The organism is Microbispora sp. ZYX-F-249 (genome assembly GCF_039649665.1).
In the GTDB taxonomy this organism is placed as follows: Bacteria; Actinomycetota; Actinomycetes; order Streptosporangiales; family Streptosporangiaceae; genus Microbispora; species Microbispora maris.
On record NZ_JBDJAW010000015.1, the window covers coordinates 152285 to 178140 of the forward strand.

A 25856-nucleotide genomic window follows, 5' to 3' on the forward strand; every position below is an offset into this window, starting at 1 on the left:
GGGTTGACGGTATGAGTACGCCAGCGGAACGCTATGCCGCCTTCCGTGAGGGGCAGTCCGGAACCGGACCCGCGCTCGCCTCGTTCCGCGAACTATACGACTTCGAGCTCGACGAGTTCCAGATCGACGCCTGTCAGGCGCTGGAGGCCGGGGACGGCGTGCTGGTGGCCGCGCCGACCGGGTCGGGCAAGACGGTGGTGGGGGAGTTCGCCGTCCACCTGGCCCTGCAGCAGGGCCGCAAATGCTTCTACACGACGCCGATCAAGGCGTTGTCGAACCAGAAGTACAACGACCTGGTCAGGCGGTACGGCGCGCGCAACGTCGGCCTGCTGACCGGCGACAACAGCGTCAACGGCGAGGCCCCGATCGTCATCATGACGACCGAGGTCCTGCGCAACATGCTGTACGCCGGCTCCGGCACGCTGACCGGCCTCGCGTACGTGGTGATGGACGAGGTCCACTACCTGGCCGACCGGTTCCGCGGTGCGGTCTGGGAAGAGGTCATCATCCACCTGCCGGAGTCGGTGCGGGTGGTGGCCCTGTCGGCCACGGTCAGCAACGCCGAGGAGTTCGGCGAGTGGCTGGGGGAGGTGCGCGGCGACACCACGGTGATCGTGGACGAGCACCGCCCGGTCCCGCTGTGGCAGCACATGCTGGTCGGCAACAAGATGTTCGACCTGTTCGTCGACGAGGGCGACGGCACCCTGCGGGTCAACCCGTCGCTCATGCGGATCGCCCGCGACGAGATGCGGCTGGCCCAGGCCAGGGGCAGGCGGGGCTACTCGCGGCCGGGCCGGGGGACGACGCCGAGCCGCTCCGACGTGATCGAGAAGCTCGACGCCGAGGGCCTGCTGCCGGCGATCACCTTCATCTTCTCCAGGAACGGCTGCGACGCCGCCGTCATGCAGTGCCTCTACTCGGGGCTGCGCCTCACCACGGAGGCCGAGAGCCACGAGATCCGCCAGATCGTCGACGAGCGGACCGCGCACCTGCCCGACGAGGACCTCGCGGTGCTCGGCTACCTCGAATGGCGCGACTGCCTGGAGCGCGGGCTGGCCGCCCACCACGCGGGCATGCTCCCCGCGTTCAAGGAGGTGGTGGAGGAGCTGTTCACCAAGGGCCTGGTGAAGGCGGTCTTCGCGACCGAGACGCTGGCGCTCGGCATCAACATGCCGGCGAGGTCCGTGGTCATCGAGAAGCTCGACAAATGGAACGGCGAGACCCACGCCGACCTGACCCCGGGGGAGTACACCCAGCTCACCGGCCGGGCCGGGCGGCGCGGCATCGACATCGAGGGCCACGCGGTGGTGGTCTGGCAGCCGGGGATGGACCCTCTCGCGGTCGCCGGTCTCGCCAGCACCCGCACCTATCCGCTGCGCTCCAGCTTCCAGCCGTCGTACAACATGGCGGTCAACCTCGTCGGGCAGGTCGGCAGGGAGCGGGCGCGCACGCTGCTGGAGGACTCCTTCGCCCAGTTCCAGGCCGACCGCGCCGTGGTCGGCCTGGCCCGTCAGCTCCGCAAGGCGGAGCAGGCGCTGGAGGGCTACGCCGAGGCCATGACCTGCCACCTCGGCGACTTCGAGGAGTACGCCGCGATGCGCAGGCGGCTGTCGGACCGCGAGGCCGAGCTGTCGCGCCAGCGGGGGGCGGCCCGCCGGGCCCAGGCCGTGCAGTCCCTGGAGGTCCTCAAGCCCGGCGACGTCATCCGGGTGCCGGGCGGGCGGCGCGCGGGCATCGCCGTCGTGCTCGACCCGGGCGTCAACGGCCGGGGACACGACGGCCCGGCGCCGCTCGTGCTGACGATCGGCAAGCAGGTCAAGCGCCTGTCGGCGGCCGACTTCCCGGTCCCGGTCGAGCCGGTCGACAAGATCAGGATTCCGAAGGGCTTCAACCCGCGCTCGCCGAAGGAACGGGCCAACCTGGTCTCGACCGTGCACGCGAAGCTGGGCGACCGCGACCTCGGCAAGCCGCCGCGGGCGCGCGACCACGCCCAGGAGGACGAGGAGATCACGCGCCTGCGGCGGGAGCTGCGCCAGCACCCGTGCCACGGCTGCGACGAGCGCGAGGACCACGCCCGCTGGGCCGAGCGCTACCACAAGCTGCTCCGGGAGACCGAGGGGCTGCGCCGCCGGGTCGAGGGGCGCTCCCACGTCATCGCCCGCACCTTCGACCGGGTCTGCGGCGTGCTGGACCAGCTCGGCTACCTCGACGGCGAGACCGTCACCGAGCAGGGCCGCAGGCTCGCCTCGCTCTACACCGAGCTGGACCTGCTCACCGCCGAGTGCCTGCGCGCCGGGATCTGGAACCGCCTCGACCCCGCCGAGCTGGCCGCGTGCGTGTCCTCGCTGGTGTACGAGTCGCGGCAGGCCGACGACGTCCGCAGCCCCAAGATCCCGGCGGGCGCCACCCGCGACGCCCTCGGGGAGATGGTGCGGCTGTGGGGCGAGCTGGAGGGCATCGAGGAGGACCACGGCCTGTCGTTCGTGCGCGAGCCCGACGTCGGCTTCGCCTGGGCGGCATTCCGCTGGGCCAAGGGCCACAGCCTGGACGCCGTGCTGACCGACTGCGATCTCGCGGCGGGCGACTTCGTCCGCTGGGTCAAGCAGCTGCTCGACCTGCTGGGCCAGCTGCGGGACGCCGCGCCCAAGGGGAGCAAGGTCGCCGACAACGCCGCCAAGGCCATCGACGCCATGCGCCGCGGCGTGGTGGCCTACTCCTCCGTCAGCTGACCCGCGGCTCAGACGGCCGCGAAGCGGACCTCGCGGGTCTGCGGGTCGGCGCGCGTGAGCCGTACGGGGACGCGCTCGCCGAGCGGCAGCCGGTCGCCGTCGCAACGGGCGATCACGGCGGGCTCGGCGATCTGCACCTGCCCGCCCGGTTTGCCGTCGGTGACGTCGATGACGACGGCTTCGAAGGCCTGTCCGATCCGGGGCCGCAGCACGGCCGCCTCGACCAGGTCCACGCAGGCCCGCTCCACCCCGCCGGCCCGCCTGCCGCCCGCGGCCATCTGCTCCGGGAGCTCGGGCAGCGCCCTCGTGACCTCCTCGGGGACCGGGCCGCCCGCGGCCACGGCCAGGCAGACCTCGGTGGCGTACCGGTCGACCAGCCGCCGCAGCGGCGCGGTGACGTGCGCGTACGGCGCGCCCACGGCGGCGTGCAGCGCCCGCGCCGGAGGGGCGCCGTCGAAGGAGACGTAGGCCGCGCCGCGCAGCAGCACCGTCGACTCGTGCAGGAAGGCGGCATGGCCTGGGATCTTGGGATCGATCCCGTGCACGACCTCGGCGTACGACACGCCGTCGGGCCAGGGCACGCCGAGCGCGGCGGCGACCCTGCGGACCTTGCCGACGTCCTCCGGGCCCGCCTCGGGCAGGACCCGCAGCACGCCGGCGCCCGCGTCCAGCATCACCCGGGCGGCCGCCATGCCGGTGAGCAGCGAGATCTGGGCGTTCCACGCCTCGCAGGGATGGTTGGTGCGGAACTCCACCCGGTAGCCGCCGTCCCCGTCGGGGACCACCTGCTGCTCCGGGGTCGGCAGCGACAGGCCGCCCCTGGCCCGCTCCCGCTCCAGCCGCAGCGGCCCCACCTCGGCGAGCAGCGCGAGCGTCCCCTCCGCCCGGCCGGTGTCCACGGCCGCCTGGACGGTGTCGTAGTCGAGCCGCTCACGGCTGCGCACCAGGGCCCGGCGCAGGTCCACCGCCTCGATCTCACCGTCGGAGCCGAGATCGAGCCGCCACAGCGCCGCCGGGCGGACCTGTCCGGGCAGCAGGCTGGCCGCGCCCTCCGACAGGAGCGGCGGATGCAGCGGCACCCGCTCGTCGGCCATGTAGACCGTCTGCGCGCGCACCCTCGCCTCACCGTCGATCGCCCCGCCCGGCCGGACGAACGCCCCGACGTCGGCGATGGCGTACCAGACGCGGTAGCCCGCCCCGCGCCGCTCGATGCACAGCGCCTGGTCGAGGTCCATCGAGCCGGGCGGATCGATGGTCACCAGAGGCAGGTCGGTCCGGTCCTCCCGGGCCGTGACGGGGGACGCGGCGGCCCGCTCTGCCTCCTCCAGCACCGGGGCGGGGAATCCATCCGGCAGGTCGAAATCGCTGCGAATGCGGGCAAATCCGTCGCGGAGCCCGTTCGCTGTGTCGTCAAAGCGGATCATCGTGCGCGGCACGCGATCAACCTACCCGAGTGCGGATATTTCAGGCTGTCGGCCGATGAAGTCGCGGACAAGCCGCACGAACTCCTCCGGCCGCTCGGCCGTCACGATGTGCCCGCTGTCCAGTTCCTCGTAGGAGGCGCCGGGGATGGCGGCGGCCAGCTCGCGGGTGTTCTCCACGGGGACCAGCGCGTCGCGGGCGCATCCGATCACCAGGGTCGGCGCCTGGACCCGCGGCAGCAGGCCGCGGACGTCCATCCGCAGGGCGAGGTCGATCTGCCGGAGCCTGTCGGCATTGGCCCGATAGGCGGTCGCGAGCTCCTCCACGGCCGCCCGGCCGATGGAGTTCAGATGCTCAGGGCTGAAGGCGATCAGCATCGTGTACCGCGCGAAAGCGGCGGCGTCACCGGCGAGATCCCGCCAGAGGGTCAGCGCGTTGCGGAAGTACTCGTCACCCGGTCCGGCCAGGCCCGCGACCAGCACGAGGTGGCGGACCAGGTCGGGCCGGACGGCGGCGAGCGCGGCGGACACCAAGGCGCCCATTGAGTGCCCGGCCACGTCGGCGGGCCCCTCTCCGAGATCATCGATCACCGCGGCGAGCTGTTCGGCGAGCAGCTCGATCGTGAGCTCGCCCCCGTCGTCCCGCGCCGCGTCGCTGCCCGAAAGATCCGGCAGCACCACCGTGCCGGTGTCCGCGAACGCCCCGGCCACACCGTCCCAGGATCTCGAGCCCGGGTTGCCCCCGTGCACCAGTACGAGCGGGCGGCCCTCGCCCATCACCCGGTACGGCACGCGCGCCGTGCCCACCGTGATCTCTTTCATGTCCGTCTCCCGTCCTCGTGTCGCCGGATGCCGGAGACACTGCCAGGGGCGTGGGGCGATGAGGAGGGGAGAGGGTCGCCTAGGACCGGCTCTCCTAGCGTTCGCGGGACAGAAAGGGAGCCGGGGCGCTCAGGATGGATGACATGAAGATGGACCGGACCAGGCTGGCCGACTTCCTCCGCCGTTCCCGCGAGCGGCTCCGGCCGCAGGAGGTCGGCCTGGCCGCCGGGCCCAGGCGCCGCACGCCCGGCCTGCGCCGTGAAGAGGTGGCCCAGCTGGCCGGGGTGTCGGCCGACTACGTGATGCGGCTCGAGCAGGCGCGCGGCTCCCAGCCGTCGGCTCAGCTGCTGACCGCGCTCGCCCGGGCTCTGCGGCTGACCGACGACGAAAGGGATCACCTCTACCTGCTGGCCGGCCACCGCCCGCCCGAAGGGGCGCGCGCCGGAGAACAAGTCCGTCCCGGCCTGCTCTATCTCCTCGACCGGCTGGGCGAGACGCCGGCCCAGCTCCTCACCGACCTCGGGGATCTGCTCGCGCAGAACGCCCTCGCCGAGGCCCTGTTCGGATGCGTGTGCACCGTCACGGGACCGGACCGGAACATCGTGTGGCGCTGGTTCACCGACCCGTCGGTGCGCGAGCCGTACCCCGCCGAGGAGCACGACCGCCTCAGCCGCCTGCACGTCGCGGACCTGCGCGCCGCGGCGACCCGTCGTGGCTACGATCGCCCTTCGAGCTCCCTGGTCGACCGGCTCGGGGCGGCGAGCGAGGAGTTCGCAGCGCTCTGGCAGCGGCACGAGGTCGCCGTGCGCCGCGTCAGCCGGATGCGCGTCGTGCATCCGTCCGTCGGGCCCATCGAGTTCGACTACGAGATGTTGCAGACGCAGGCCGCGGACCAGCGCCTCCGCCTGTTCACGCCGCCGCCCGGTTCCCGGAGCGTCGAGGCTCTGGAGCTCCTCCGTGTCGTGGGCCCGGAGACCGCCCACCGCACGCACCGATGAGGGGCTCCCGCGCGGCGGGGCTCAGGCCAGCGCGGCGAGCAGGCGGTTGAGCGGGCTGTCCAGGCCGTACTTCTCCGACAGGGCGACCAGCCGCTCGGGATCGCGCGGCGCGGCGGGCAGGGTGACGTCGACGTCCGGGATGGGGACGTCGCGGGCCACCCGGACGACGAGGGGGGCGACCTCCAGGTAGTCGCGGGCGGCGGCGAGCTTGTTGCGGGCCCCCGCCGGGAAGCCGTCGGCGCCGCCGTCGTCCAGGGCGGCGAGCAGCGCGGACAGCGACCCGAAGCGCGTGACGAGGGCCGCCGCCGTCTTCTCGCCGATTCCGGCGACGCCGGGCAGGCCGTCGCTCGGGTCGCCGCGCAGCGTCGCGAAGTCGGCGTACGCCCGGCCCGGGATGCCGTACTTCTCGCGGACGAACGCCTCGTCGATGATCTGAAGGTTACGAATACCCCGTACTGTGTAAAGGGCCCGGCACGGCTTCTCGTCGTCCACGAGCTGGAACAGATCACGGTCGCCGGTCACGATGTCCACGGCGGAGGTCGCGGCGGTCGCGTAGGTGCCGATCACGTCGTCGGCCTCGTAGCCCGCGACGCCGACGCGGGCGATGCCGAGCGCGTCCAGGACCTCCTCGATCACCGGGACCTGCGGGGCCAGCGTGTCCGGCACCTCCTCCTCGTCGCCGGTCGCGACCCGGTGGGCCTTGTACGACGGGATCGCGGCCACCCGGAACGCCGGCCGCCAGTCGGCGTCCATGCAGGCCACGATCTGGCCGGGGGAGTGCTGCCGCACCAGGGTGGCGATCATGTCCAGGAGCCCGCGCACCGCGTTGACCGGCATGCCGTCCGGCGAGGTCACCGACTCCGGGACCCCGTAGAAGGCGCGGAAGTACAGCGACGGGGTGTCGAGAAGCATCAGCACCCTGCCATTGTCACGCCTGTCAGGGGTGCGATGGGCCCTCTCCGGTCACCGCGACTGCCAGCAGGCAGGTGTCGTCCTCGGGATTGGGGCCGCCGATCGCCTCCAGCAGGCCGTCGAGGCCCGCGTCGAGATCCGCGCCTGCCGCGCCGAGTCCGGTCGCCACGGCCGCCTCCACGATGAGGGACACCCCCGCGCCGATGTCGCGCGAGCGGCGCTCGGCCAGGCCGTCGGTGAACATCAGCAGCAGGTCGCCGGGCTCGAGGCGGACGTCGGCCACCCCGTACGGCTGGCTCGACGTCGCCCCGAGCACGACTCCCCGGGGCGCCCCGAGCTGGCGCGCGCCCCCGCGGCGCACCAGTATCGGGGCGGGGTGACCCGCCTGTGCCCACGTGAAAAGGCGGGTCTCCGGGTCGAAGTGGCCGCACACCGCGGTCGCGGTGGTGTCGTCCAGCCGGGTGAGCACCATGGTGTTCAGCCACGTCAGCAGCATGCCGGGGCAGGCGCCGGTCATGCTCAGGCCGAGCAGCGCGTGCCGCAGCTGCGCCATCTCGGCGATCGCCGGCAGGCCGTGCCCGGACACGTCGCCCACCGCGAGGAACATGCGGCCGTCGGGCAGCGGGGCGGCGTCGTACCAATCGCCCCCGAGGCTCGACGCGCGGCCCGCCGGGACGTACCGCACGGCGATCCGGGCGTAGGGCAGGTCGATCGACGCGCCGGGCTCGGGCAGGATCGCCTCCCGCAGTGCCAGCGTGACGCGGCGCTCCTCGACGGCTCGTTCCCGCCGCTCCGCCCACCGCCGTCCGCCGATGTTCTTGCCCGGAAGGGTGCCGACGGGGGCGGCGCCGGGCGTCGCGCCCGGGTCGCGGTCGTCCGCGGGGGGAAGGGCCGGCCTTGTGCCGCCCACTACGCCGACCATTTGTCTCGCTCTCGATGGTGCTCGTGCGTTGCCGTTCGGACGTTCTGTGACCGTCCTGACGCGGAGCGTAGCAGTCCTGCATTAGCACGAGGGTTGGTTTTCTTCTATGCCGTGGAATAAGCCAGAGCCCCGCGAAGCTCGCCCGCGTGGCGGCTGTGGTACAAGCACCTGCGTGTGTCGCGGGAGCCCACCCTCGTTAGATTAGGTCGCGTGACGACGATGTCCCAGGAACCTTCCGACCTGTATCCCACGACCCGTCCGGCAGCCGTACGGGAGGCCGTCGGCCGCGCCGGTCTCGACGCGCTGCTGCTGACGCCCGGCCCGGACCTGCGTTACGTGACCGGCTACGACGCCCTGCCGCTGGAACGTCTGACCTGCCTCGTCGTGCCCGCGTCCGGCGAGCCGTTCCTCATGGTGCCGCGCCTGGAACTGCCGGCCGCCGAGCACTCGCCGGCCTCCCGGCTCGGCGTCGAGTTCGTGGCGTGGGACGAGACCGACGACCCGTTCGCCGAGGTGGCCCGCCGCCTGGGCCGGGTCGCCCGGGTCGGGCTCGCCGACCGGATGTGGGCGATGCAGTCGCTGCGGTTCCGGGCGGCCATGCCCGGGGCCGAGCAGCTGCTGGCCGGGAGCGTGCTGCGCGAGCTGCGCATGCGCAAGTCGCCGGCCGAGGCCGCGGCGCTGGCGGAAGCGGGGGCGGCCATCGACGCCGTGCACAACCTGGTGCCCCGGTTCCTCAAGGCCGGCCGCACCGAGCGCGAGGTCGGCAAGGACATCGCGGAGGCGATCGTCGACGCGGGCCACGCGCGGGTCGACTTCGTGATCGTGGGCTCGGGACCGAACGGCGCCAGCCCGCACGCCGAGCTGAGCGACCGCGTCATCCGGCCCGGCGAGCCCGTCGTGGTGGACATCGGCGGCACGATGCCGAGCGGCTACTGCTCCGACTCCACCCGGGTCTACTGCGTGGGCGAGCCCCCGGCGGAGTTCGCGGCGTACTACGAGGTGCTCAAGCGTGCCCAGGAGGCCGCCTGTGCCCACGTGCGGCCGGGTGTGAGCTGCGAGTCGGTGGACGCCGCCGCCCGCGAGGTGATCGCGGAGGCGGGGTACGGCGAGTACTTCATCCACCGCACCGGCCACGGCATCGGCCTGGAGACGCACGAGGAACCGTACATCGTCGCCGGCAACACCGAGGAGATGCGGCCGGGGTTCGCGTTCTCCGTGGAGCCGGGAATCTATCTACCGGGACGGCACGGCGCCCGGATCGAGGACATCGTCGTCTGCGGCGAGACCGCCGGCGAGCGGATGAACCACACCACCAGGGACCTGGTCGTCGTGGACTGATACGGCCGTCCCTTGGTAAGGGTCGTCTCTCGCCGCCCTGTCGCTCCGATCGCCGGAGTGGCGATTCGAGCTATAGTCGCTTCGTCCTCGGCGGTCTAGGCTGCGCGTGGGGGCAGTGCAGTGCCAGGCGGGCCCGTCCGTTGTGGAGGCTTGAGTTGACGCAGGTGGTCACTGCTGCCGACGGCCGTGCCCTGGCGGTGGACTCCATCGGGGCGCCCGACGGCAAACCGGTCTTCCTGCTGCACGGCACACCGGGCAGCCGTCACGGTCCCCGCCCCCGAGGAGTCGTCCTGCAACGACTGGGCGTCCGGCTGATCTGTTACGACAGGCCGGGATACGGAGGATCCAGCCGGCGACCGGGACGCACGGTGTCCGACAGTGCCGACGACGTCAGCGCCATCGCGGACGAGCTGGGCCTCGGAGCCTTCGGCGTCGTCGGCCGGTCCGGGGGCGGGCCGCACGCTCTGGCCTGCGCCGCCCTGCTGCCCGGCCGGGTGGAGCGGGCCGCCGTGCTCGTCGGACTGGCGCCGGCGGACGCGCCGGATCTCGACTGGTTCGCCGGGATGACCAGGTCGAACGTCGAGGAGTACACCTCGGCGGACGTGGACGCCTCGGCGGTCGAGGCCGACCTGGCCGAGCGCACGGACCACATACTGCACGATCCGGAGTATCTGCTCAGGTTCCTGCTGCCCGAGCTGACCAGCTCCGACCGCCGGGTCATCGAGGATGTGGCCATCCGGCGGTTGCTGATCGACACCTACGCGGAGGCGTTGCGGCGCGGGCCCGACGGCTGGATCGACGACGTGCTGGGCGCGCGCCGGCCCTGGAAGTTCGAGCTGTCCGACATTGCCGTTCCGGTCCTGCTCTGGCATGGGGCGGACGACAAGTTCTCTCCGGTCGAGCACACGCGGTGGCTGGCCGGCCAGATCGCGCACGCCACGCTCAGAGTCGAGCCGGGGGTGGCGCACTTCGGCGCCGTGGAGGTGCTTCCGCAGGTCCTCAAGTGGATGGTGGACCCGGCCGCGCGATCGCGGTTCGCGTCGGCCGGGACGGGTTTCGCGCGCTGATCAGAATGGCTGCGGGTCCAGTGTGCGGCTCACCAGCCGCCCTGCCCGCAGCGTCGTCACGGTCGGATGGTCGTCGCCCAGCACCGCGGCGAGCTGGCCGAGGAGCGTCTCGCGCTCGGCGGCGCCGTCCGTCGACCCCAGGCGTTCGCGCACCAGCAGCAGGTTGGCCTGGCACCGCATCGTGTCCGGGTGCCGCGGGCCCAGAGATCCGCTCATCCGGTCCAGGGTGTCCTCCATTATCGCGGCGGCGTGCTCCAGCCGGCCGGCGTCGGCCAGCATCGCCGCCTCGGCCGCCTTCGCGGCCAGGTGATAGGGGTGGCCGGGGCCGAGCTTGGCCGAGAAGCCGGCGGCCGCGGCTCCGGCCTCCGCCAGCGCCTTGTCCTGGTCGCCCCTCTGGTGGAGTGCGTTCGCGAGGTTGAGCCTGCAGACGAGCGTGTGGGGATGGTCCTCGCCGAGCCGGCTCCGGTATATCTCCAGGACCTCCTCGATCTCCCTCTCCGCGTCGTCGGCCCGGTCGAGGCCCAGCAAGGTCAACGCCCGGCCGAGGCGGCAGGTGAGGGTGTCGAGGTTGTCGTCTCCGAAGCGCCGGCGCAGCAGCGCCCATGCCTCCCGGAACCTCTCCTCCGAAGTTTCCAGGGCTCCCGTGGCCCGCAGCGCCATCGCGTACACCACCTGGGCGTTCATGCTGACGGGCGAGCCGCTGCCCAGATGCTCGTTGCACTCGGCGACGGTCTTCGCCATGCGCGCGGCGGCATCGTCGTAGTCGCCGGCCTCCAGCAGGTCGCGGCACAGGTTGACCGCGCTGAACAAGGTGAAGGGATGGGCCGTGCCGAGCACCGAGCGGCGCTGTGCCAGGGTCTCCTCGTCGAGCTGCAGCGCCTCACGGAACCTGCCGTTGACCCGGTGGGAGGCGGCGAGGTTGTTCCCGGAGGACAGGGTGCCCGGCTCGTCGACGCCATGGGTCGCGCGCCAGACCCGGTAGGTCTCCTCCTCGATCGCCAGCGAGCCGGCGTAGTCGCCCAGGGCCCGCAGGTCCGCCGCGAGGCTGCCGGCGGTCAGCAGGGTATGGCGATGGTTGCCCAGAACACGCCGCTGGTCGGCGAGGGTGCTCTCGTTCATCGCCCGGGCCTCCTCGAAACGGCCCAGGCCGCGGATGATGTTCCCGAGATTGAACCTGAGGTGCAGCAACTGCCGCTCGAGCCGGATCGCGGCGTCCCGGTCGCTCTCGGCCGCCAACATGTCCTCCCACACCGCGGCGGTGCTCCTGCCGAACTCCTCGGCCTGCTGCAGGTCGCCGCGCAGCCACACGTAGCGGAGGCGGTCGATGAGCAGCGTGCGGACCGACTCCTGAGCGGAGTGGGCGGCGCGTACGGGTTCCAGGTGCGGCCAGATCATCCGGTACCTGGGCCAGTTCGCCGGGTCGTCGACGTCCTTCTCCGGCCGGGCGGCCGCCAGCACCCCCTGCACGTCCCGGCGGGCCGCCGCGCGTTCCTCCTCCGTCATCCGCTCCTGCGCGACCGCCTGGAGCATGAGGTGGACATGGATGCGCCGCGCGCGGGTGTCGTTCTTGATCAGGGCCAGCCGGTTGAGCTCCCGCACCAGCCTGGTGATGTCCTGCGACTCCGCGAGCGTCGGGTCAAGGGGCCGCAGCAGCTCCACCATGGCCCGGGAGTAGAGCAGGTCGACGGCGATGTTGGGAGCCATCACCGAACAGAGCTCGAACAGCCGGGCGGCGGCGGCGGACCTGTCCCGCAGTTTGTCCAGGGAGAGGTCCCATGCCTTGGACAGTGATTCGGGATAGTCGGCGAGCCTGCTCTGCGAAATCGCCCGGAGGGGCTGTGCCCTGAGCTGGTCCAAGTAGGCGTCCACGGAGATGTTGGTCTCCGCGAGCCAGGCGCCGGCGGCGGCGACCGCCAGGGGAAGGTCGCCGAGAGCCTCCGCGACGTTGCCCGCCTCGGCCGCGCTGACAGGGGTCTCGCCGACCCGGCGGAGCAGATGCGAGACGCTCTCCTCACGGCTGAACACGTCGACCTGGACCGGGTGGGACTGGTGTTCCCACTCCCGGTTGCGTGAGGTGATCAGCACGTGACCACTGCCCCCGGGCAGGAACGGGGTGATGCTCTCCACGTCGTCGGCGTTGTCGAACACCAGCAGCCACCGCCGGGCGAACTCACCCTGGCCCAGCGCCTGCCTGACCGCGGGAACGACCTCGGCGGTGGTCGGCGCGAGACCGTCCGCGGCGGGGCCGCGCATCCGGGCGACCAGGTCGGCCAGCGACGCGTCGACGAACTGGGGCTGCTCACAGTCCACCCACCACACCAGGTCGTACGCCCCGGCGAAGCGGTGGGCGTACTCCATCGCGATCTGGGTCTTGCCCATGCCGCCGCTGCCCAGGATCGTGAGCGGGCGCATCACGGCGGTGCCGTTCTCGCGGAGTTCGTCGCGGATGTGGCGGAGGATGTCCTCCCGCCCGGTGAACAGCTTGTTCTTGGCGGGGGCCTCGAAGATTCGCGGTGCGGTGCCGGGGTAGCGGGCGCCGAGCGTCCGGGCGGGTGGCGGGGCGCCCATGTCGACCATCTCGAGAAGCTGTGCGACCGCCTCGCTCTCCGGCAGGTCGGCGAGGAAGGCCGCGGTGGCGGACGACAGCGGGGCCACGGGCCGTGCGCTCGCGGTGTACACGGCGTACGCCGGCTGCCGGGGGGACAGGATGCCGCGGACCTTCTTGATGTACGCCGGAGTGACGACGGCGAGGACGGATGCCAGGCTTTCGCTCCACTGGTCGTTGTCGGCCTCGTCCAGCGGGTCGCGGACCGTGAGGCCGGCCGCGGTGAGGACACCGCCGATCCACTCCGCCCACGCCTGGTCCTCGGGGAGGTAGTCCAGCAGGATCTCGTTGGGAGGCTTGCGGATGAACCGCTGCCGGGTGCGCAGGCGCACCGCCTCGTCCAGGTAGGGCATCGCGGACACCGCGCCGTCGGTGAGCCTGGCCGTGAGCCGCTCGTACGCCGAGCGCAGGGATCCGGGTTTGCCCGGAGGGTCGCCGAAGACGGCCAGGATCTCCTCGTAGGCGTAGAACGCCTGGTAGGGCACCTCGACGGCGGACCAGTACTCCTGCCGGCCGGCGTCGGTCAGACCGGCGGGCAGGCCGCGGAAGGCGTGGAAGGCGAACGCGCGGCCGACCTCCATCTTGTCCATCTCCGCCTGGTCCACCCGCATGGGGACGGGCAGGATCCGGATGTCCCTGGACAGCATGCGCTCCTGGACGGTCCTGGCGACCTGGGCGCCTCCCAGGATGCCCTGGTTGCTCAGCGTGAAGCAGTCGACGAGCACGTCCGGCAGGTGCATGGTGCAGATGTCGGCGACGTCGCTCAGCCCCGTGCGGCTGTCGATGAGGACGTAGTCGTAGTCGCGCCTCATGTCCGCGCGGAGCTCGTCGAAGAAGTCGGCGCCGTGCAGCACGTCGAAGAACAGGTCCCAGTCCATGGCGCTGACCGTGCGGGTGTAGTCCAGGTTCTGCCGGCCGCGGGGCAGGTAGTCCAGGACGCCGCCCTCCGGGAAGGACCAGTCGAGGGAGAAGACGTACGGCCGCACCCGGGCCTGCTCCTGGATCACCCTGCGGAGGCGGGCCCGGGCGTCGGCCGGCTTCCCCTCGGCCGGCAGGGCGCGCCGCGCCGCCCACTCGTAGCTGCGGATCAGGTCCACGATGCCGGGCTCGCCCGCGACGGAGATGTCGATGAACGGCTGGTAGAACCGGTAGAGGCCGGGGGAGTCGAGGTCCCAGTCGGCGACGAGGACGCGCTTTCCGTTGGACGCGAGGATCCACGCGACGTTGGCCAGGGCCATCGTGCGCCCGGTGCCGCCCTTGTACGAATAGAAAGTGACGATCTGGCCGTCGCGGGTGCGCGGCTGCCTGCTGTCGTCCATGTCAGCCATGTGTCTCCTCGCCGAGAATGTCCGGTGGCGGAGTGAGGGTGCCGGGCCCGGGCCCGCCCGCGAGCCGGTGCCGCGGCGACGCGACATCGTCCGGGCCGGGCTTGGGACCGTGCCGGAAGTACTGCCGCTCGGCCTCCACCACCAGGCGCGGCATGATCGAGGCGAAATGTTTCAGGGAGCGGACGCCGGCGACGGCCTCGCGGGCCGACTCCGTACGGAGCGCTCCGGCCTGTTCGAGAAGCCCCCTGGTCCGCTCCGCGAGCCGGTTCGCACGCTCACCCCCACGGGGATCGGGCACCAGGAGAGGAACCACCCAGGGTGGTAGATTCCGGACGAATGCCTCCAGTCGTCCCGCGGCGTGTTCGTCCGCGACGAACCAGGGATCGATGAGCGCCACGCCGGGCAGCCGGTCAGCTTCGGGCTTCAGGACGTCCTTGACCACGGCCGCGAACTCCAGCCGCTCGGCGACGCCGGCCGCGTACTCGGCCAGGGAGAGCTCCTGCTCGTCCGGGAACGGCCGCCAGAGCCACGGGCTGGTCCCGTACCGGCGGGGGTCGGCGCCCGCCGGCAGGGCGGCGAGGGCCGGCGCGGCCACGGTCACCTCGAAGACCGGGTGGGCCTCGGCGGAGGGAAACGGGCTGTCGGCCGCCATGATGTCCGCGATCTCCGAGGGTCCGACGGGGGATTTCTCGGCGAGCTCGACGATCCGCCGGGCCAGCCGGTCGAGCACCGCGTGGTAGGAGCCGCGCATCGGAGCGATCTTGAGTAGTGCGCGCAGGCCGTGCTCCGCGTAGCCGGGCACGGGGTCGGCGTCGATCTGGAGCAGCTCCGGCCGGTCCGCGCCGTCGGGCAGCGGCGCCCACAGCACGGGGACGATCCGGGTGAGCGGGTCCGCCACCCCGGCGTCGACCATCCGCTGCCGGTAGCAGGCCCATTCACGCCCCGGCCAGGACCTGGCGAAGTACCCGGGGGAGTACAGCGCGACGAAGACCTCCGCGGAGCCGAGGGCGCGGGACAGCCACGCCTTCCAGTCCGTGCCGGCGCGGACGTCCTGGTCGAAGGAGCCCGGGGAGATGCCGAGGTCGCGGCGGGCGAGTGCCCGTACGGCCCTGTTGAGGTCGCGGAAGAACGGCCGGACCCACTGGTCGGGATCGGCGCCGGAACTGCCCGGCAGGGGAGGCGAGTGGGCGTAGCTGAGGAAGAAGTAGCCGCCATGCCGTTCCCAGGGGGCGTTCCGGGTGGTGTCGGTCATCGCGGCTCCTCGAAGCTGGTGCCGAGTGTGCTCACGTCGAGCGCGAGCGGTTCGACGCGGTGGTGCATGAGGATCTTCTGGATGCGCTGCGCCAGGAGCCAGACCACGGTGTGGTACTCGTTCGACCTGCCGAGCCGGTGCAGTCCGAATATGCCGTGCGCCTCGTACAGGGCGATCTCCTCGGCGAAGATGTGCAGGTTCTCCCCCGCGAACCGCTCGACCGACCCGACGATCTCGGGAAAGCCGTCCGGCGCAGGCGCCCAGATGACCGGCAGGATGCAGGTCTGGTGAACCGAGGCGGAGGGGTTCAGCCGCACGACGCGCCGGCGGGAGAAGCCGTGCCACTCCATCGCGCACCACTTGCTCCGCATGTACGGCGCCATCAGCAGGGGGATGAACACCTGGCAGGTTCCGAGCGCGTCGAGCAGCTCGCCCTCCCAGCGTTCGCCGCCGCCCATGGACCTGTCGATGAAGCCGTACGGCGCGCCCGGGATGCGGGGCACCAATACCGCCAGGTCCACGCACAAATCATTGAAGAATCGCATGGCGAGCTCGTTGGGGCCCGGCGGCGTGTTCTTCTCCGTGTGCGCGTAACTCATAAAGAACAGCGGCGCCCGCGGATCAAGATCGGCGAAAGCCCGATCGCCCAACCCGCACACCCCGCTTTCTTATATCGCTTTGATGGTAACCATTTCTCCCGGAGAACTTCCGGGGGTTCGCGAGGTCAGTTTCCGGCCCAGGCGCCGGCGGTCGCGCGCATGCCCGCGACGAACCGGGCGCCGTGCGGTGTCAGGGTTCCGGAGGCGGTCAGGGCGTCGATCGCCTCGTGGATCCGCGCGCTGAGCCTGCCGAACCTGGTGCGGGCGTCGGCGCCGGGCGTGACACGCCACAGCTCCGCCTGTGCCAGCCGGGCGTAGGTCTCCCGGAGAGTCCGGGCGGGGGCCTCGGAGGTGACCTCGACGAGGCCGTGCAGCGTCGTCAGCGCGTCCAGTTTGGCGAACTGGAACTCGCGGAGCAGCGCGGCCTCGAGGCCGCCGGTGCCCGGCGGCGCCAGCCCGACCGCGCCCAGCGGATGCCGGGGGCCGCCGGCGCGGTGCCCGCGGGGCGGCCCGGGGCGCAGCGGCACCACGGCCCGCAGTCCCGCCCCGAGCGCACGGGCGTAGGCGGGGGTGTCCTGCTCCAGGCGCTTGCCCGCGGCCTCCAGACAGGTCCTCCAGCCTTCCCAGCGGTTCTCGCTGAGACGCCCCGCCGGACGCCAGCCGGGGCGTCCGCGGAAGGCGTCGAGGTCGTCCACGAGGACCGTGCGAGCGCCGAACCCGGCCGACCGCACGGGCAGCCAGCGCGGGTCCTGTCCGGTGACCCGCCGTCCGGCCGCGAACAGCCCCCGGGAGGAGACCGAGACGCGGACGGTACGGCCCGCCTGCGGCCCCAGCCGGAGCACCCCCAGCGCCGGCAGGTGCAGGGAGCCGTCGCGTACGGGGAGCGGCACCTCGGCCTCCATCCCGGCGTGCAGGGCGGCCGAGGCGGCGATCCCCGCCAGGTGGGCGAGGTCCAGCGTGGCACGGGCCGCGCGCGGCGGACGCAGGCAGCGCGACGCCCACACGGCCGTGCAGGGATGCGCGAGGACCTCCGCCACGGCCGCCGGCCGTTCGAGGTCCACCCGGGCGAGCAGGGCCAGGCCCTCCCGGGCCGCCTCCTCCAGTTCACCCGCTCCGTCCGGCAGCCCGGAGCCGACGCGGGCGACCAGCGCCCTGGTCAGCGACAGCCCGGCCTGCGCGAGCGCCGCCACCGCCGCGGGATCCCCCGGGCCCCGCGCGAGCGAGTCGAAGTCGGCAGGGGACAGCGTGTGGGCGGCTCTCCCGGCGGCGCCGGCTCCCGGGGCGGGGGCCGCTTCCGCGGCCGGGACGACGCGACCGGCGAGCGCCTTGAGGTCCGGGCAGTAGACGGAGGGATTGGCGAAGCCGCTCCCCGTCCGGAAACGGTGCGCGTACAGGCCGCCGCCGCACACGCGGACCACCTCGCAGGACCGGCATGTCTCGCACAGCGCCGCCAGGCCGCCGCGCCGGGCCGCCGGGCCGGGAAGGGCCGCCACCGCGTCGACCGCGTGCGTGCGCACGTTCAGCCCGGTCTCGGGCGCTCCGTCGAAGGCCGTCTTCAGCGAGTCGGCCTGCTCCCAGCCGCCGTCGGTCTCGATCACCAGCAGGTTCACCGGATCGAGGCCCACGGACTCGCCCAGGCTGGGCCCTCCGGCCGCGGCGGACAGCATCGAGTCGAACAGGCGGATGGCGACCGGACGGCCGTCGGAGGCCCACCGGGCGTGGACGCGGCCCAGCCAGTCCGCGTACGGCGTGCCCCCGCCGGGCCGGGGCGGCGGGTGGTCCCAGGTCGCGTGGGGGAGGAGCAGGTCGAGGCTGGGCGGCGACTCCGCGAGCAGCGCCTCATAGACCGCGATCGGGTCGTTGGCCGGATCGACCGTGCACAGCAGCCCGGCGTAGAGGTGCCGGTACTCCCGCCGCCTCAGCAGTTCGAGGGCGCGGCGGACGTGGGGATGGCTGCTCCGCCCGTCCGCAAACCGGCGGTGCCGGTCGTTGGCCGCGCGGTCGCCGTCGAGGGACACCCCCACACGCACCGCGTACTCGTCGAAGAGCGCGCACAGCGTCTCGTCGAGCAGCACGCCGTTGGTGTGCACGCGCAGATCGAGCCGGCACACGGGATCGACGCGGGAGCGGAGCACGGCCAGGACCTCACGCAGCCCCGCGGCCCCGAGCAGCAGGGGCTCGCCGCCGTGCAGCACCACGCGTATCTCGCCGAGGCCGTGCGCGGCCGCGTGCTCGGCGATCCGCCGGGCCGCCCACCGTACCGTCGCCCCGCCGATCGCCCGCGGCTTGCGGCGCCAGCTCTGGTCCGCGTGCTCGTAGACGTAGCAGTGGTCACAGGCCAGATCGCAGCGATTGTGGACCTTGAGGACGTACTCGGTGACCAGAGGCGGCGCGGCGCCGTCAGATGGCCGAATTGAACACCGCCGTCCGGGTCTTTTCCGTCTCCCCCAGCACATGCGTCACCAGGCGGTTCACGGCGCCGTCCGCGTCGGCGGTCAATTCCGCGAGCGACACGTCCCGCAAATCGGGGATTCCAATTCGACCGTCATTCACGACCGTTTCCTCCTGGGTATCGGGGCAGACGCCGGAGGGTGGCGGAGAGGGCTTTTTCAGCGTAGATCACGGTAACGGTGTTGTCATCAGTGTGCGCGGGCGCGGGACACTCACCGAGGCGGCCGTCCGGTGACGATTCCCCGGGAAGGTCCCGCCGCCGCTACCGTTGCTCGGGTGGAGGAGATCGATCGCCGAATCGTCACCCTGCTGGCGACTGACGGCCGGATGAGCTTCACCGATCTGGCCAAGGAGACCGGACTGTCGGTCTCCGCGGTTCACCAGCGGGTACGCAGGCTGGAGAAGCGCGGTGTCATCCGCGGATACGCCGCTCTCGTGGACTACGACGAGATCGGCCTTCCGCTGACCGCGTTCGTCTCGATCAAGCCGATCGACCCTTCCGCGCCGGACGACGCGCCGGAACGGCTGAGCCATCTGACCGCCATCGAGGCGTGCCACAGCGTCGCGGGCGATGAAAGTTACATCCTCAAGGTCCGCGTCGCCTCTCCGCTCGCCCTGGAGGAACTGCTCCAGCAGATCCGCGCGTCGGCCAACGTGAGCACGCGCACGACCGTCGTCCTCAGCACGCCGTACGACTACCGGTCCCCGGTGATCGAGAAGGAGCTGGGCGGCGACGTGACCGGCTGAGCGCCGTCTCCCTCCCGCGGGAAGTGCGCCCGCAGCCGGGCGTACGCCCCGGGGGGCGCGCCGAGGCGGTCGAGGCCGAGCAACGCGGCGCCCACGATCGGCGGCACGCCGGTCACGACGAGCCTGGCGAGCGGCGCGCGCTCGGCGTAGTGCCGCTCGACCAGCGACGTCAGCAGGGGGTGGCGGGCGGTCAGCACACCGCCGCCGAGCACGACCTCGCAGGGCACGGCGAGCAGGCCGAGCCGCCGCATGGCGACGACGCCGAGCAGCGCGATCTCCTCGGCCTGCCGCTCCACCAGCGACCCGGCGACCGCGTCGCCGTCCGCTGCCGCGGCCAGCAGGGGTGGCACGAGCGCGTGCAGCCGGTCGCCCGGCAGGTCGCCGAAGTGCAGCCCGACGACGGCCTCCTCGACCGTGGCGGTGCCGAAGCAGGTGCGCACGGCCTCGGTCAGCGCGGTCGCGGGGCCGCGGCCGTCCTCGGCGCGCACGGCGTGCCAGAGGGCCTCCTCGCCCAGGTGGTGCCCGCCGCCCCAGTCGCCGCTGAGGCGGCCGAGCGCCGGGAACCGGGCGACCTGCCCGGCGGGGGAGACGCCGACCGCGTTGATGCCGGCGCCGCAGACGACGGCGACGCCCCATCCCGTGGACGACCCGGCCCGCAGCAGGGCGAAGGTGTCGTTGCCGACGACCACGCTCGCGCCGTAGCCGCGGGCCAGCAGTTCGGCCCGCAGCCGCTCCTCCTCGACCGGCAGGTCCGCCCCCGCGACGTACGCCGCGACGTGGTCGGCGTACGGCGGCACGGCGGTCCCGCCGGCGAGGGCCCGCGACACGGTCAGGGCGATCACGTCGACGGCGGCGGCGACCCCGGCGCTCTGCGGCAGGAACGCGGGCCCGCGCGCGGCGGCGAGCACCGTGCCGTCCTCGCGGACGAGGGCGACGTCGGTCTTGCTGTTGCCGCCGTCCACCGCCAGCACGGTGCGCGGCAGCGTCACCTCGACACCGCCCAGGGCAGGAAGGCGCGGTTGGCCTCCACCAGGCGTGCGGCGAGGTCGCCGGCGAGGGACGCCTGGCCGACCAGCGGATGGGCCAGCAGGGCGTCCCTGACGCGGTCCTCGCCGCCGTGCAGGGCCGCCTCCAGGGCGAGCGACTCGTACGCCGACACGTGGGCGATCAGGCCCCGGTGGAGCGGTTCCACGGGATCGGCGGGCAGCGGGACGGCGCCCGCGGCCGTGACGGTGGCCGGGACCTCGATCACCGCGTCGTCGTCGAGGAACGGCAGCGTGCCGTCGTTGCGGGTGTTGACGACCTGGACGTCCCCGCGGTCGCCGGCGAGCGAGGCGACCAGGGCGACGGCGGCCTCGGAGTAGAACGCGCCGCCCCGCCTGTCCAGCAGGGCGGGCTTGGTGTCCACCGCCGGGTCCGCGTACATCTCCAGCAGTTCCGCCTCCATCGCGGCCACCTCGGCCGCGCGCGACGGCGAGGTCCGCTGCTCGGCCACCACGCGGTCGTGCTCGTAGAAGTACCGCAGGTAGTACGACGGCACGGCGCGCAGGTGACGGACCAGTTCCACCGGCAGGCCGACGGACTCGGCGATCTTCTCGCCGTGCTCGTCCAGCAGGCACGGCAGCACGTCGGCGCCGTCGAGCAGGACGGACCGCTCCCAGGTGAGGTGGTTGAGCCCGACGTGCCCGAGCGTGATCCGCTCGGGGGCCACGCCGAGCAGGGCGGCGAAGCGGCGCTGGAACCCGATGGCCACGTTGCACAGCCCGATCGCCCGGTGGCCGGCGTCGAGCAGCGCCCGGGTGACGATGCCGACGGGGTTGGTGAAGTCGACGATCCACGCGCCGGGCGCGAGCGCGCGCACCTTCTCGGCGATGCCGAGCACCACCGGCACGGTCCGCAGCGCCTTGGCGAGGCCCCCGGCCCCGGTGGTCTCCTGCCCGACGCAGCCGCACTCCGGCGGCAGGGTCTCGTCGACGTTCCTGGCGGCCTGGCCGCCCACGCGCAACTGCAGCAGCACCGCCCCGGCCCCGGCGACGCCGTCCTCCACGCGGGTGGCGGTGGTCAGCGCGGCGGGATGCCCGGCGCGGGCGAGCATCCGCCGGGCCATTCCGGCGACCGTCGCGAGCCGGCGCTCGTCGGGATCGACGAGCGCGATCTCCGACAGCGGCAGCTCGCCGCGCAGGCGGGCGAAACCGTCGATCAGCTCCGGCGTGTACGTGGAACCGCCCCCGACAACGGCCAGTTTCATTTGACTCCCGTCAGCTTGACGCCCTCGATGAAGACCTTCTGGGCGAAGAAGAACACGACGATCACCGGGGCCATGGCCAGCAGGGTGGCGGCCATCGTGAGGTTCCACTGCACGCGGTGCACCGACCGGAACGCCGCCAGCCCCAGCGACAGCGTCCAGTTGTCCAGGTCGGTCCCCGCGTACAGCAGGGGCCCGTAGTAGTCGTTCCAGCAGTAGAAGAACTGGAAGAGCGCCACGGCGGCGATGGCCGGGCGGGCCATCGGCAGGATCACCCGCACGAGCGTCCGCAACTCGCCGCACCCGTCGACCTTCGCCGCGTCGGAGTAGTCGCGCGGAATCGTGACGAGGAACTGGCGCAGCAGGAAGATCGAGAACGCGTCGCCGAGCAGCATCGGCAGGATCAGCGGCCACAGCGTGCCGGTCAGGTGGAAGCGGGCCCAGATCAGGTAGATCGGCACCGCCACGACCTGCGGCGGCAGCATCATCGTGGTGATCACCAGCAGGAACGCCAGCCGGCGGCCGCGGAAGCGGAACCGCGCCAGCGCGTACGCCACGGGGATCGACGACACGAGCATGAACGCGGTGGCGAGCAGCGAGTAGAGCAGCGTGTTGCGGATCCAGGTCAGCAGCGGCGCCTTCGCGAAGATCTCGGCGAAGTTGCCCCAGTTCCAGGTGTGCGGCCACAGGTCGGAGGTGAGCGCCTGCCGGTCGCTCATCAGGGCCGTGAGCGCGATGAACACCAGCGGGCCGAGGAACATCAGCGCGAGCGCGATGGCCAGCGCGTGCCGGGCGACCCACAGCAGCGCGGTCCGGGTCACGATTCCTCCTCCGCGAAGCGGAACTGCCGCAGCAGGATGAGGGTGAACACCATCGCCACCGCGAACAGCACCAGCGCGAGCACGCACGCGTAGCCCATCGCGTAGTCGCGGAAGCCCTGCTGGAACAGCCACTGCGGGAACGTCAGCGTGGACTGGTCGGGGTAGCCGGGGGTGAAGACCGACCCGGCCGAGTCGGTCGCCCCGGACGCGACCCGCGCGGTCACCTCGGCCTGGGTGAAGTACTGCAGCGTCTGGATCACCCCGGTGACCAGGGCGAACATCAGCACCGGCCGGATCACCGGCAGCGTGATCGACGTGAACTGCCGCCAGCCGTTCGCGCCGTCGATGGCGGCGGCCTCGTAGAGCTGTTTCGGCACGTCGAGCAGGGCCGCCATGAAGATGACCATCAGGTCGCCGACCGACCACAGGCCGAGCAGGGTCAGCCCCCACTTCGACCAGGCCGGGTCGCCGAACCAGTCCGGCGCGGGCAGCCCGACGGCCGACAGGATCGCCTGCACCGGCCCGGTGCCCGGGTTGAGCAGGAACACGAACCCGAGCGTCCCGGCCACCAGCGGCACCAGGGCGGGCAGGTAGAAGATCGTGCGGTAGACGCCCACCCCGGCCTTCAGCCGGGTCACCAGCTGGGCGACGCCGAGGCCGAACAGCACCCGCAGCGGGACCATCACCACGACGAGCCACAAGGTGTTGCGGATCGCCGTCCAGGCCGCCTGGTCCTTGAGGAAGTACTCCCAGTTGAGCAGCCCGACCGGTTCCAGCGTGAACAGGTCGTAGCGCTGGAAGGAGAAGTAGACCGTGGACACCAGCGGGTAGACGAAGAAGATCGCGAACCCGGCGAGCCAGGGGGACAGGTAGAGCAGGGCACGCAGATTGCCACGCATCGGGAGCTCAGCCGCCCGCCGTCAGCCTGAGCTTCTCGTCGATCTTCTTGTCGACCTCGGCGAGCAGGGCGTCCAGATCGGACGCGCGCCCCGACTCCCACTTGATCTGCGCCTCCTGCAGAGTCTGCTGGTTGAAGACGGAGTTGACGTGGGCCGGCAGCGTCGTGCTGTCCGGGTTGGCGAAGACGTCGAGGAAGGTCTGGAAGCGTGGGTCCTTCTTGAGATCGGGCGACTGGAGCGCGGGCAGCGTGCTCGGCACGTTCCTGATCGCGTTCGACAGCGTCACCAGCGTGCCGGTGTCGGTGGTGAGGTATTTCACCAGCTCCCAGGCGGCCTCCGGGTGCTTGGCGCCGCGCGGGACGCCGATGACGGTGCCGGTGATGTAGCCCGCGCCGTACCGCTGGGGCTGGTCGTCGGCCACCGGCAGCGGCGCGGTGCCGTAGTCGAGGTCCGGGGCGTCGGCGGCGAGCATGGCCGTGCGCCACTCGCCGTCGATCGCCATGGCGACCTTGCCCGTGGTGAACGGGTTCTCGGCCGACCACTCGTCGCCGAAGCTCTTGCGGAACTTCTCGAGTTCGTCGTAGCCGTACCAGTCGGTGAGGTCCTTCTGCCAGGTCATCAGCGTCTTCCACCGGGGGTCGGAGCCGATGGCCGAGGTGCCGTCGGGGTTGGTCCACTTCGCGCCGACCATCACGCCGGTGTGGATCGGGGCGTTCTCGTACATCTGGCTTGTCGGGACGAACCCGGCGACCTTGATCTCGCCCTTGCCGTCCTTGACCGTCAGCTTCCTGGCGAGGCCGGCCAGCTCGCCCATCGTCTTCGGCGGCTCGTGGCCCTTCATGAGCGCCTTGTTGTAGTAGAGGCCGTACGCGTCGGCGAGCATGGGCATCACGCAGCGCCTGCCCCGATACTGCGTGTATTCGGCGATCACCTTCGGGAACAGCGCCGCCGGGTCGATGCCGCTCGCCTTCAGGTACGGGTTGAGGTCCTGGAAGATCCCGGCCTTGCAGAACTCGGCGACGCTGTCGGTGGTGAACGACAGGGCCACGTCGGGCGGGTTGCCGCCGCGCACGGACTGGAGGATCTGGCCGTCCTGGACCGCCTTGGTCGCCTTGACCGTGATCCACGGGAACTTCTTCTGGAAGCCGGCGAGGGTCTCGTCGAAGGCCTTGAGCTCGTTGTCGGCGCTGAAGCCGTGCCAGAACTCGATGGTGACCGGCTCGTGGCCCGCCCCGCTCCGCGCCACCTCGGGCGGCCCGCTCTCGGTGCCGGCCGTGCAGGCGGTGAGCGCGGCCAGCCCGGCCGCGGCGGAGACGAGGAGAAGGCGTTTCACGGGGGGTGTCACGGGGGGTGTCATGGGGGTGCCTCCCTAGCGCGTAGAAGGGGATGTGTTCACCGCGCCGTTCACAGGGCCGAACAGCTCCTCGCGTACGGCGCCGAGCGCGAGGTCGAGGGCCCCGGCGAGGACGGGGTTGCCCTCCAGGGCGGACAGCAGCACGCGGGGCCGGGGGATTGTCAGCGCGTGCAGCTCGCGCTCGACCATCTCCCGCAGGACCTCGCCGCCCGCCAGCAGCACGCCGCCGGACAGCACGACGATCTCGGGGTCGACCACGGCGGTGATCGCGGCCAGCCCCAGCGCGAGACGGCCCGCCAGGTCGTGCAGGGCCTCACGCGCCCTCTCGCCGGCGGCGACCGCGGTGCGCACGGCGCCCGCAGCGGTGGAGCCGCGCACGCCGTGCGCGCGCAGGAGGGCGAGCACGGCAGGGCCGCCCGACAGCGCCTGGAACCCGTGGTTGGCCCGCCTGCCGACGTCGCGCGCGGTGGGGGCGCCGACGACGGGCATGTAGCCGACCTCGCCCGCGCCGCCGGTCGCCCCGCGGTGGAGGCGGCCGCCGATGACGAGGGCCGCGCCGATGCCCTCGTCGGCCCACAGCAGCACGTAGTCCTGGTGGCCGCGGGCGCCGCCCCGGGACCGTTCGGCCTGCGCGACGAGGTTGACGTCGTTCTCCACGTCGATCGGCACGCCGATCCCGTCACGGAGGGTCCCGATCAGGTCGGGGATGTGCCAGCCGGGGATGTGGGCGGCGTAGCCGAGCCTGCCGGTCGAGGGGTCGACGGCGCCGCCGATGCCGACGACCACCCGGCTCAGCTCCGCCGGGCCGAGGCCGGCCGGGCCGCACGCCCCCGTGAGCGCGGCCCGGACCCGCTCGACCACGTCGCCGCCGGTGCGCCCGGGCGTGGCCAGTCGGTGCTCCGCGACGACCGCGCCGGTGACGTCCGCGACCGCGACGGCGATGCGCGCCGGGGTGACGTCCAGCGCCGCCACGTGGGCCGCGCGGGGGTTGATCCGGTAGAGCTCCGCCGTACGGCCCGGCAGGCCCTCGCGGATGCCGTCCAGGACGACCAGGCCGGCCTCCTGGAGCCGGGCGAGCAGCTGGGAGGCGGTCGGCTTGGACAGGCCGGTCAGCGCCCCCAGCTCGGGCCGGGTCAGCGGACCGCGTTCCAGCAGGACCATCAGCGCGGCGCGGTCGTTGATCGCGCGCAGCAGGCTCGGCGTCCCCGCGATGGGCCGGGTCATGCGTTCTCCTCCAGCTCCTCCAGGAATGCGTTAGGAAAGTTTCCTAACTATGGACGCGACCGTACGAACGGGCCCGGACGCCGTCAAGGGCGCGCCCGACGCCGAGATCCACCTGTGACCCC

At 72.5% G+C, this 25856-nt stretch carries 20 protein-coding genes; 5 read left to right on the top strand and 15 right to left on the bottom strand.

Annotated elements, in window-relative coordinates; genetic code table 11:
• The first annotated feature begins 11 nt into the window (after window positions 1–11).
• Entirely contained in the window at window positions 12–2729 is a 2718-nt protein-coding gene (locus AAH991_RS19765) for a DEAD/DEAH box helicase (protein WP_346227337.1), read from the top strand.
• Window positions 2730–2737: 8 nt separating this feature from the next.
• Here the strand turns inward: AAH991_RS19765 and AAH991_RS19770 are convergent, their stop codons facing one another.
• Both AAH991_RS19770 and AAH991_RS19775 read right to left on the bottom strand, forming a co-directional pair.
• Window positions 2738–4060 (bottom strand): RNB domain-containing ribonuclease, encoded by a 1323-nt coding sequence (locus AAH991_RS19770; RefSeq protein ID WP_346227338.1) that lies wholly within the window; start codon window positions 4058–4060, stop codon window positions 2738–2740.
• Window positions 4061–4174: 114 nt separating this feature from the next.
• Window positions 4175–4972 carry an alpha/beta fold hydrolase gene (locus tag AAH991_RS19775; protein WP_346227339.1) on the bottom strand — a complete coding sequence of 266 codons (798 nt, stop codon included), beginning with the start codon at window positions 4970–4972 and terminating at the stop codon, window positions 4175–4177.
• 143 nt (window positions 4973–5115) lie between these two features.
• Between AAH991_RS19775 and AAH991_RS19780 the strand changes: the two genes are divergently transcribed.
• Window positions 5116–5970 carry a helix-turn-helix transcriptional regulator gene (locus tag AAH991_RS19780; protein WP_346227340.1) on the top strand — a complete coding sequence of 285 codons (855 nt, stop codon included), beginning with the start codon at window positions 5116–5118 and terminating at the stop codon, window positions 5968–5970.
• 21 nt (window positions 5971–5991) lie between these two features.
• Here AAH991_RS19780 and AAH991_RS19785 read toward each other — a convergent pair whose 3' ends face one another.
• Both AAH991_RS19785 and AAH991_RS19790 read right to left on the bottom strand, forming a co-directional pair.
• Window positions 5992–6882: a 5'-3' exonuclease gene (locus AAH991_RS19785; protein ID WP_346227363.1), complete on the bottom strand. Its 891-nt coding sequence runs from the start codon at window positions 6880–6882 to the stop codon at window positions 5992–5994.
• A 25-nt stretch (window positions 6883–6907) separates the two neighbouring features.
• Complete coding sequence (locus AAH991_RS19790) at window positions 6908–7792, bottom strand: PP2C family protein-serine/threonine phosphatase (protein WP_346227341.1); 885 nt, start codon at window positions 7790–7792, stop codon at window positions 6908–6910.
• A 231-nt stretch (window positions 7793–8023) separates the two neighbouring features.
• Here AAH991_RS19790 and AAH991_RS19795 point away from each other — a divergent pair, with 231 nt between their 5' ends.
• Both AAH991_RS19795 and AAH991_RS19800 read left to right on the top strand, forming a co-directional pair.
• Window positions 8024–9142 carry a M24 family metallopeptidase gene (locus AAH991_RS19795; protein ID WP_346227364.1) on the top strand — a complete coding sequence of 373 codons (1119 nt, stop codon included), beginning with the start codon at window positions 8024–8026 and terminating at the stop codon, window positions 9140–9142.
• 164 nt (window positions 9143–9306) lie between these two features.
• Window positions 9307–10209 (top strand): alpha/beta fold hydrolase, encoded by a 903-nt coding sequence (locus tag AAH991_RS19800; protein WP_346227365.1) that lies wholly within the window; start codon window positions 9307–9309, stop codon window positions 10207–10209.
• Here the strand turns inward: AAH991_RS19800 and fxsT are convergent, their stop codons facing one another.
• The 5 genes from fxsT to AAH991_RS19825 form a co-directional block, all read right to left on the bottom strand.
• A complete protein-coding gene (gene fxsT / locus AAH991_RS19805; protein ID WP_346227342.1) occupies window positions 10210–14142 on the bottom strand; it encodes an FxSxx-COOH system tetratricopeptide repeat protein in 3933 nt (1310 codons plus the stop codon). It abuts the gene before it with no gap.
• Window positions 14135–15394, bottom strand: coding sequence for a TIR-like protein FxsC (locus AAH991_RS19810; RefSeq protein WP_346227343.1), 1260 nt, complete (start codon window positions 15392–15394; stop codon window positions 14135–14137). The genes fxsT and AAH991_RS19810 overlap by 8 nt, the downstream gene beginning before the upstream one ends.
• A complete protein-coding gene (locus tag AAH991_RS19815) occupies window positions 15391–15993 on the bottom strand; it encodes a hypothetical protein (RefSeq protein WP_346227344.1) in 603 nt (200 codons plus the stop codon). Before AAH991_RS19815 ends, AAH991_RS19810 begins: the two co-directional genes overlap by 4 nt.
• Before the next feature lie 125 nt (window positions 15994–16118).
• The gene (locus tag AAH991_RS19820) at window positions 16119–18449 is read right to left on the bottom strand and encodes an FxsB family cyclophane-forming radical SAM/SPASM peptide maturase (RefSeq protein WP_346227345.1); all 2331 of its coding nucleotides are present in this window, start codon (window positions 18447–18449) and stop codon (window positions 16119–16121) included.
• Complete coding sequence (locus tag AAH991_RS19825; protein WP_346227346.1) at window positions 18394–18546, bottom strand: FxSxx-COOH-like cyclophane-containing RiPP peptide; 153 nt, start codon at window positions 18544–18546, stop codon at window positions 18394–18396. The genes AAH991_RS19820 and AAH991_RS19825 overlap by 56 nt, the downstream gene beginning before the upstream one ends.
• Window positions 18547–18720: 174 nt before the next feature.
• On the opposite strand from AAH991_RS19825, the gene AAH991_RS19830 reads away from it, so the two are divergent.
• Window positions 18721–19191: an Lrp/AsnC family transcriptional regulator gene (locus AAH991_RS19830; RefSeq protein WP_346227347.1), complete on the top strand. Its 471-nt coding sequence runs from the start codon at window positions 18721–18723 to the stop codon at window positions 19189–19191.
• Here the strand turns inward: AAH991_RS19830 and AAH991_RS19835 are convergent.
• From AAH991_RS19835 to AAH991_RS19860, 6 genes are read right to left on the bottom strand one after another with little or no spacing between them, the layout of a single operon-like run.
• Complete coding sequence (locus AAH991_RS19835; RefSeq protein ID WP_346227348.1) at window positions 19140–20180, bottom strand: N-acetylglucosamine kinase; 1041 nt, start codon at window positions 20178–20180, stop codon at window positions 19140–19142. The genes AAH991_RS19830 and AAH991_RS19835 overlap by 52 nt on opposite strands.
• On the bottom strand, window positions 20177–21439 hold the full coding sequence (locus AAH991_RS19840) for a family 4 glycosyl hydrolase (RefSeq protein WP_346227349.1): 1263 nt from the start codon (window positions 21437–21439) through the stop codon (window positions 20177–20179). Before AAH991_RS19840 ends, AAH991_RS19835 begins: the two co-directional genes overlap by 4 nt.
• On the bottom strand, window positions 21436–22257 hold the full coding sequence (locus tag AAH991_RS19845) for a carbohydrate ABC transporter permease (protein ID WP_346227350.1): 822 nt from the start codon (window positions 22255–22257) through the stop codon (window positions 21436–21438). The genes AAH991_RS19840 and AAH991_RS19845 overlap by 4 nt, the downstream gene beginning before the upstream one ends.
• The gene (locus AAH991_RS19850) at window positions 22254–23156 is read right to left on the bottom strand and encodes a carbohydrate ABC transporter permease (RefSeq protein WP_346227351.1); all 903 of its coding nucleotides are present in this window, start codon (window positions 23154–23156) and stop codon (window positions 22254–22256) included. Before AAH991_RS19850 ends, AAH991_RS19845 begins: the two co-directional genes overlap by 4 nt.
• Before the next feature lie 7 nt (window positions 23157–23163).
• A complete protein-coding gene (locus AAH991_RS19855; protein ID WP_346227352.1) occupies window positions 23164–24513 on the bottom strand; it encodes an extracellular solute-binding protein in 1350 nt (449 codons plus the stop codon).
• Between the two features lie 12 nt (window positions 24514–24525).
• Window positions 24526–25734 carry an ROK family transcriptional regulator gene (locus tag AAH991_RS19860; protein ID WP_346227353.1) on the bottom strand — a complete coding sequence of 403 codons (1209 nt, stop codon included), beginning with the start codon at window positions 25732–25734 and terminating at the stop codon, window positions 24526–24528.
• Window positions 25735–25856 lie beyond the last annotated feature (122 nt).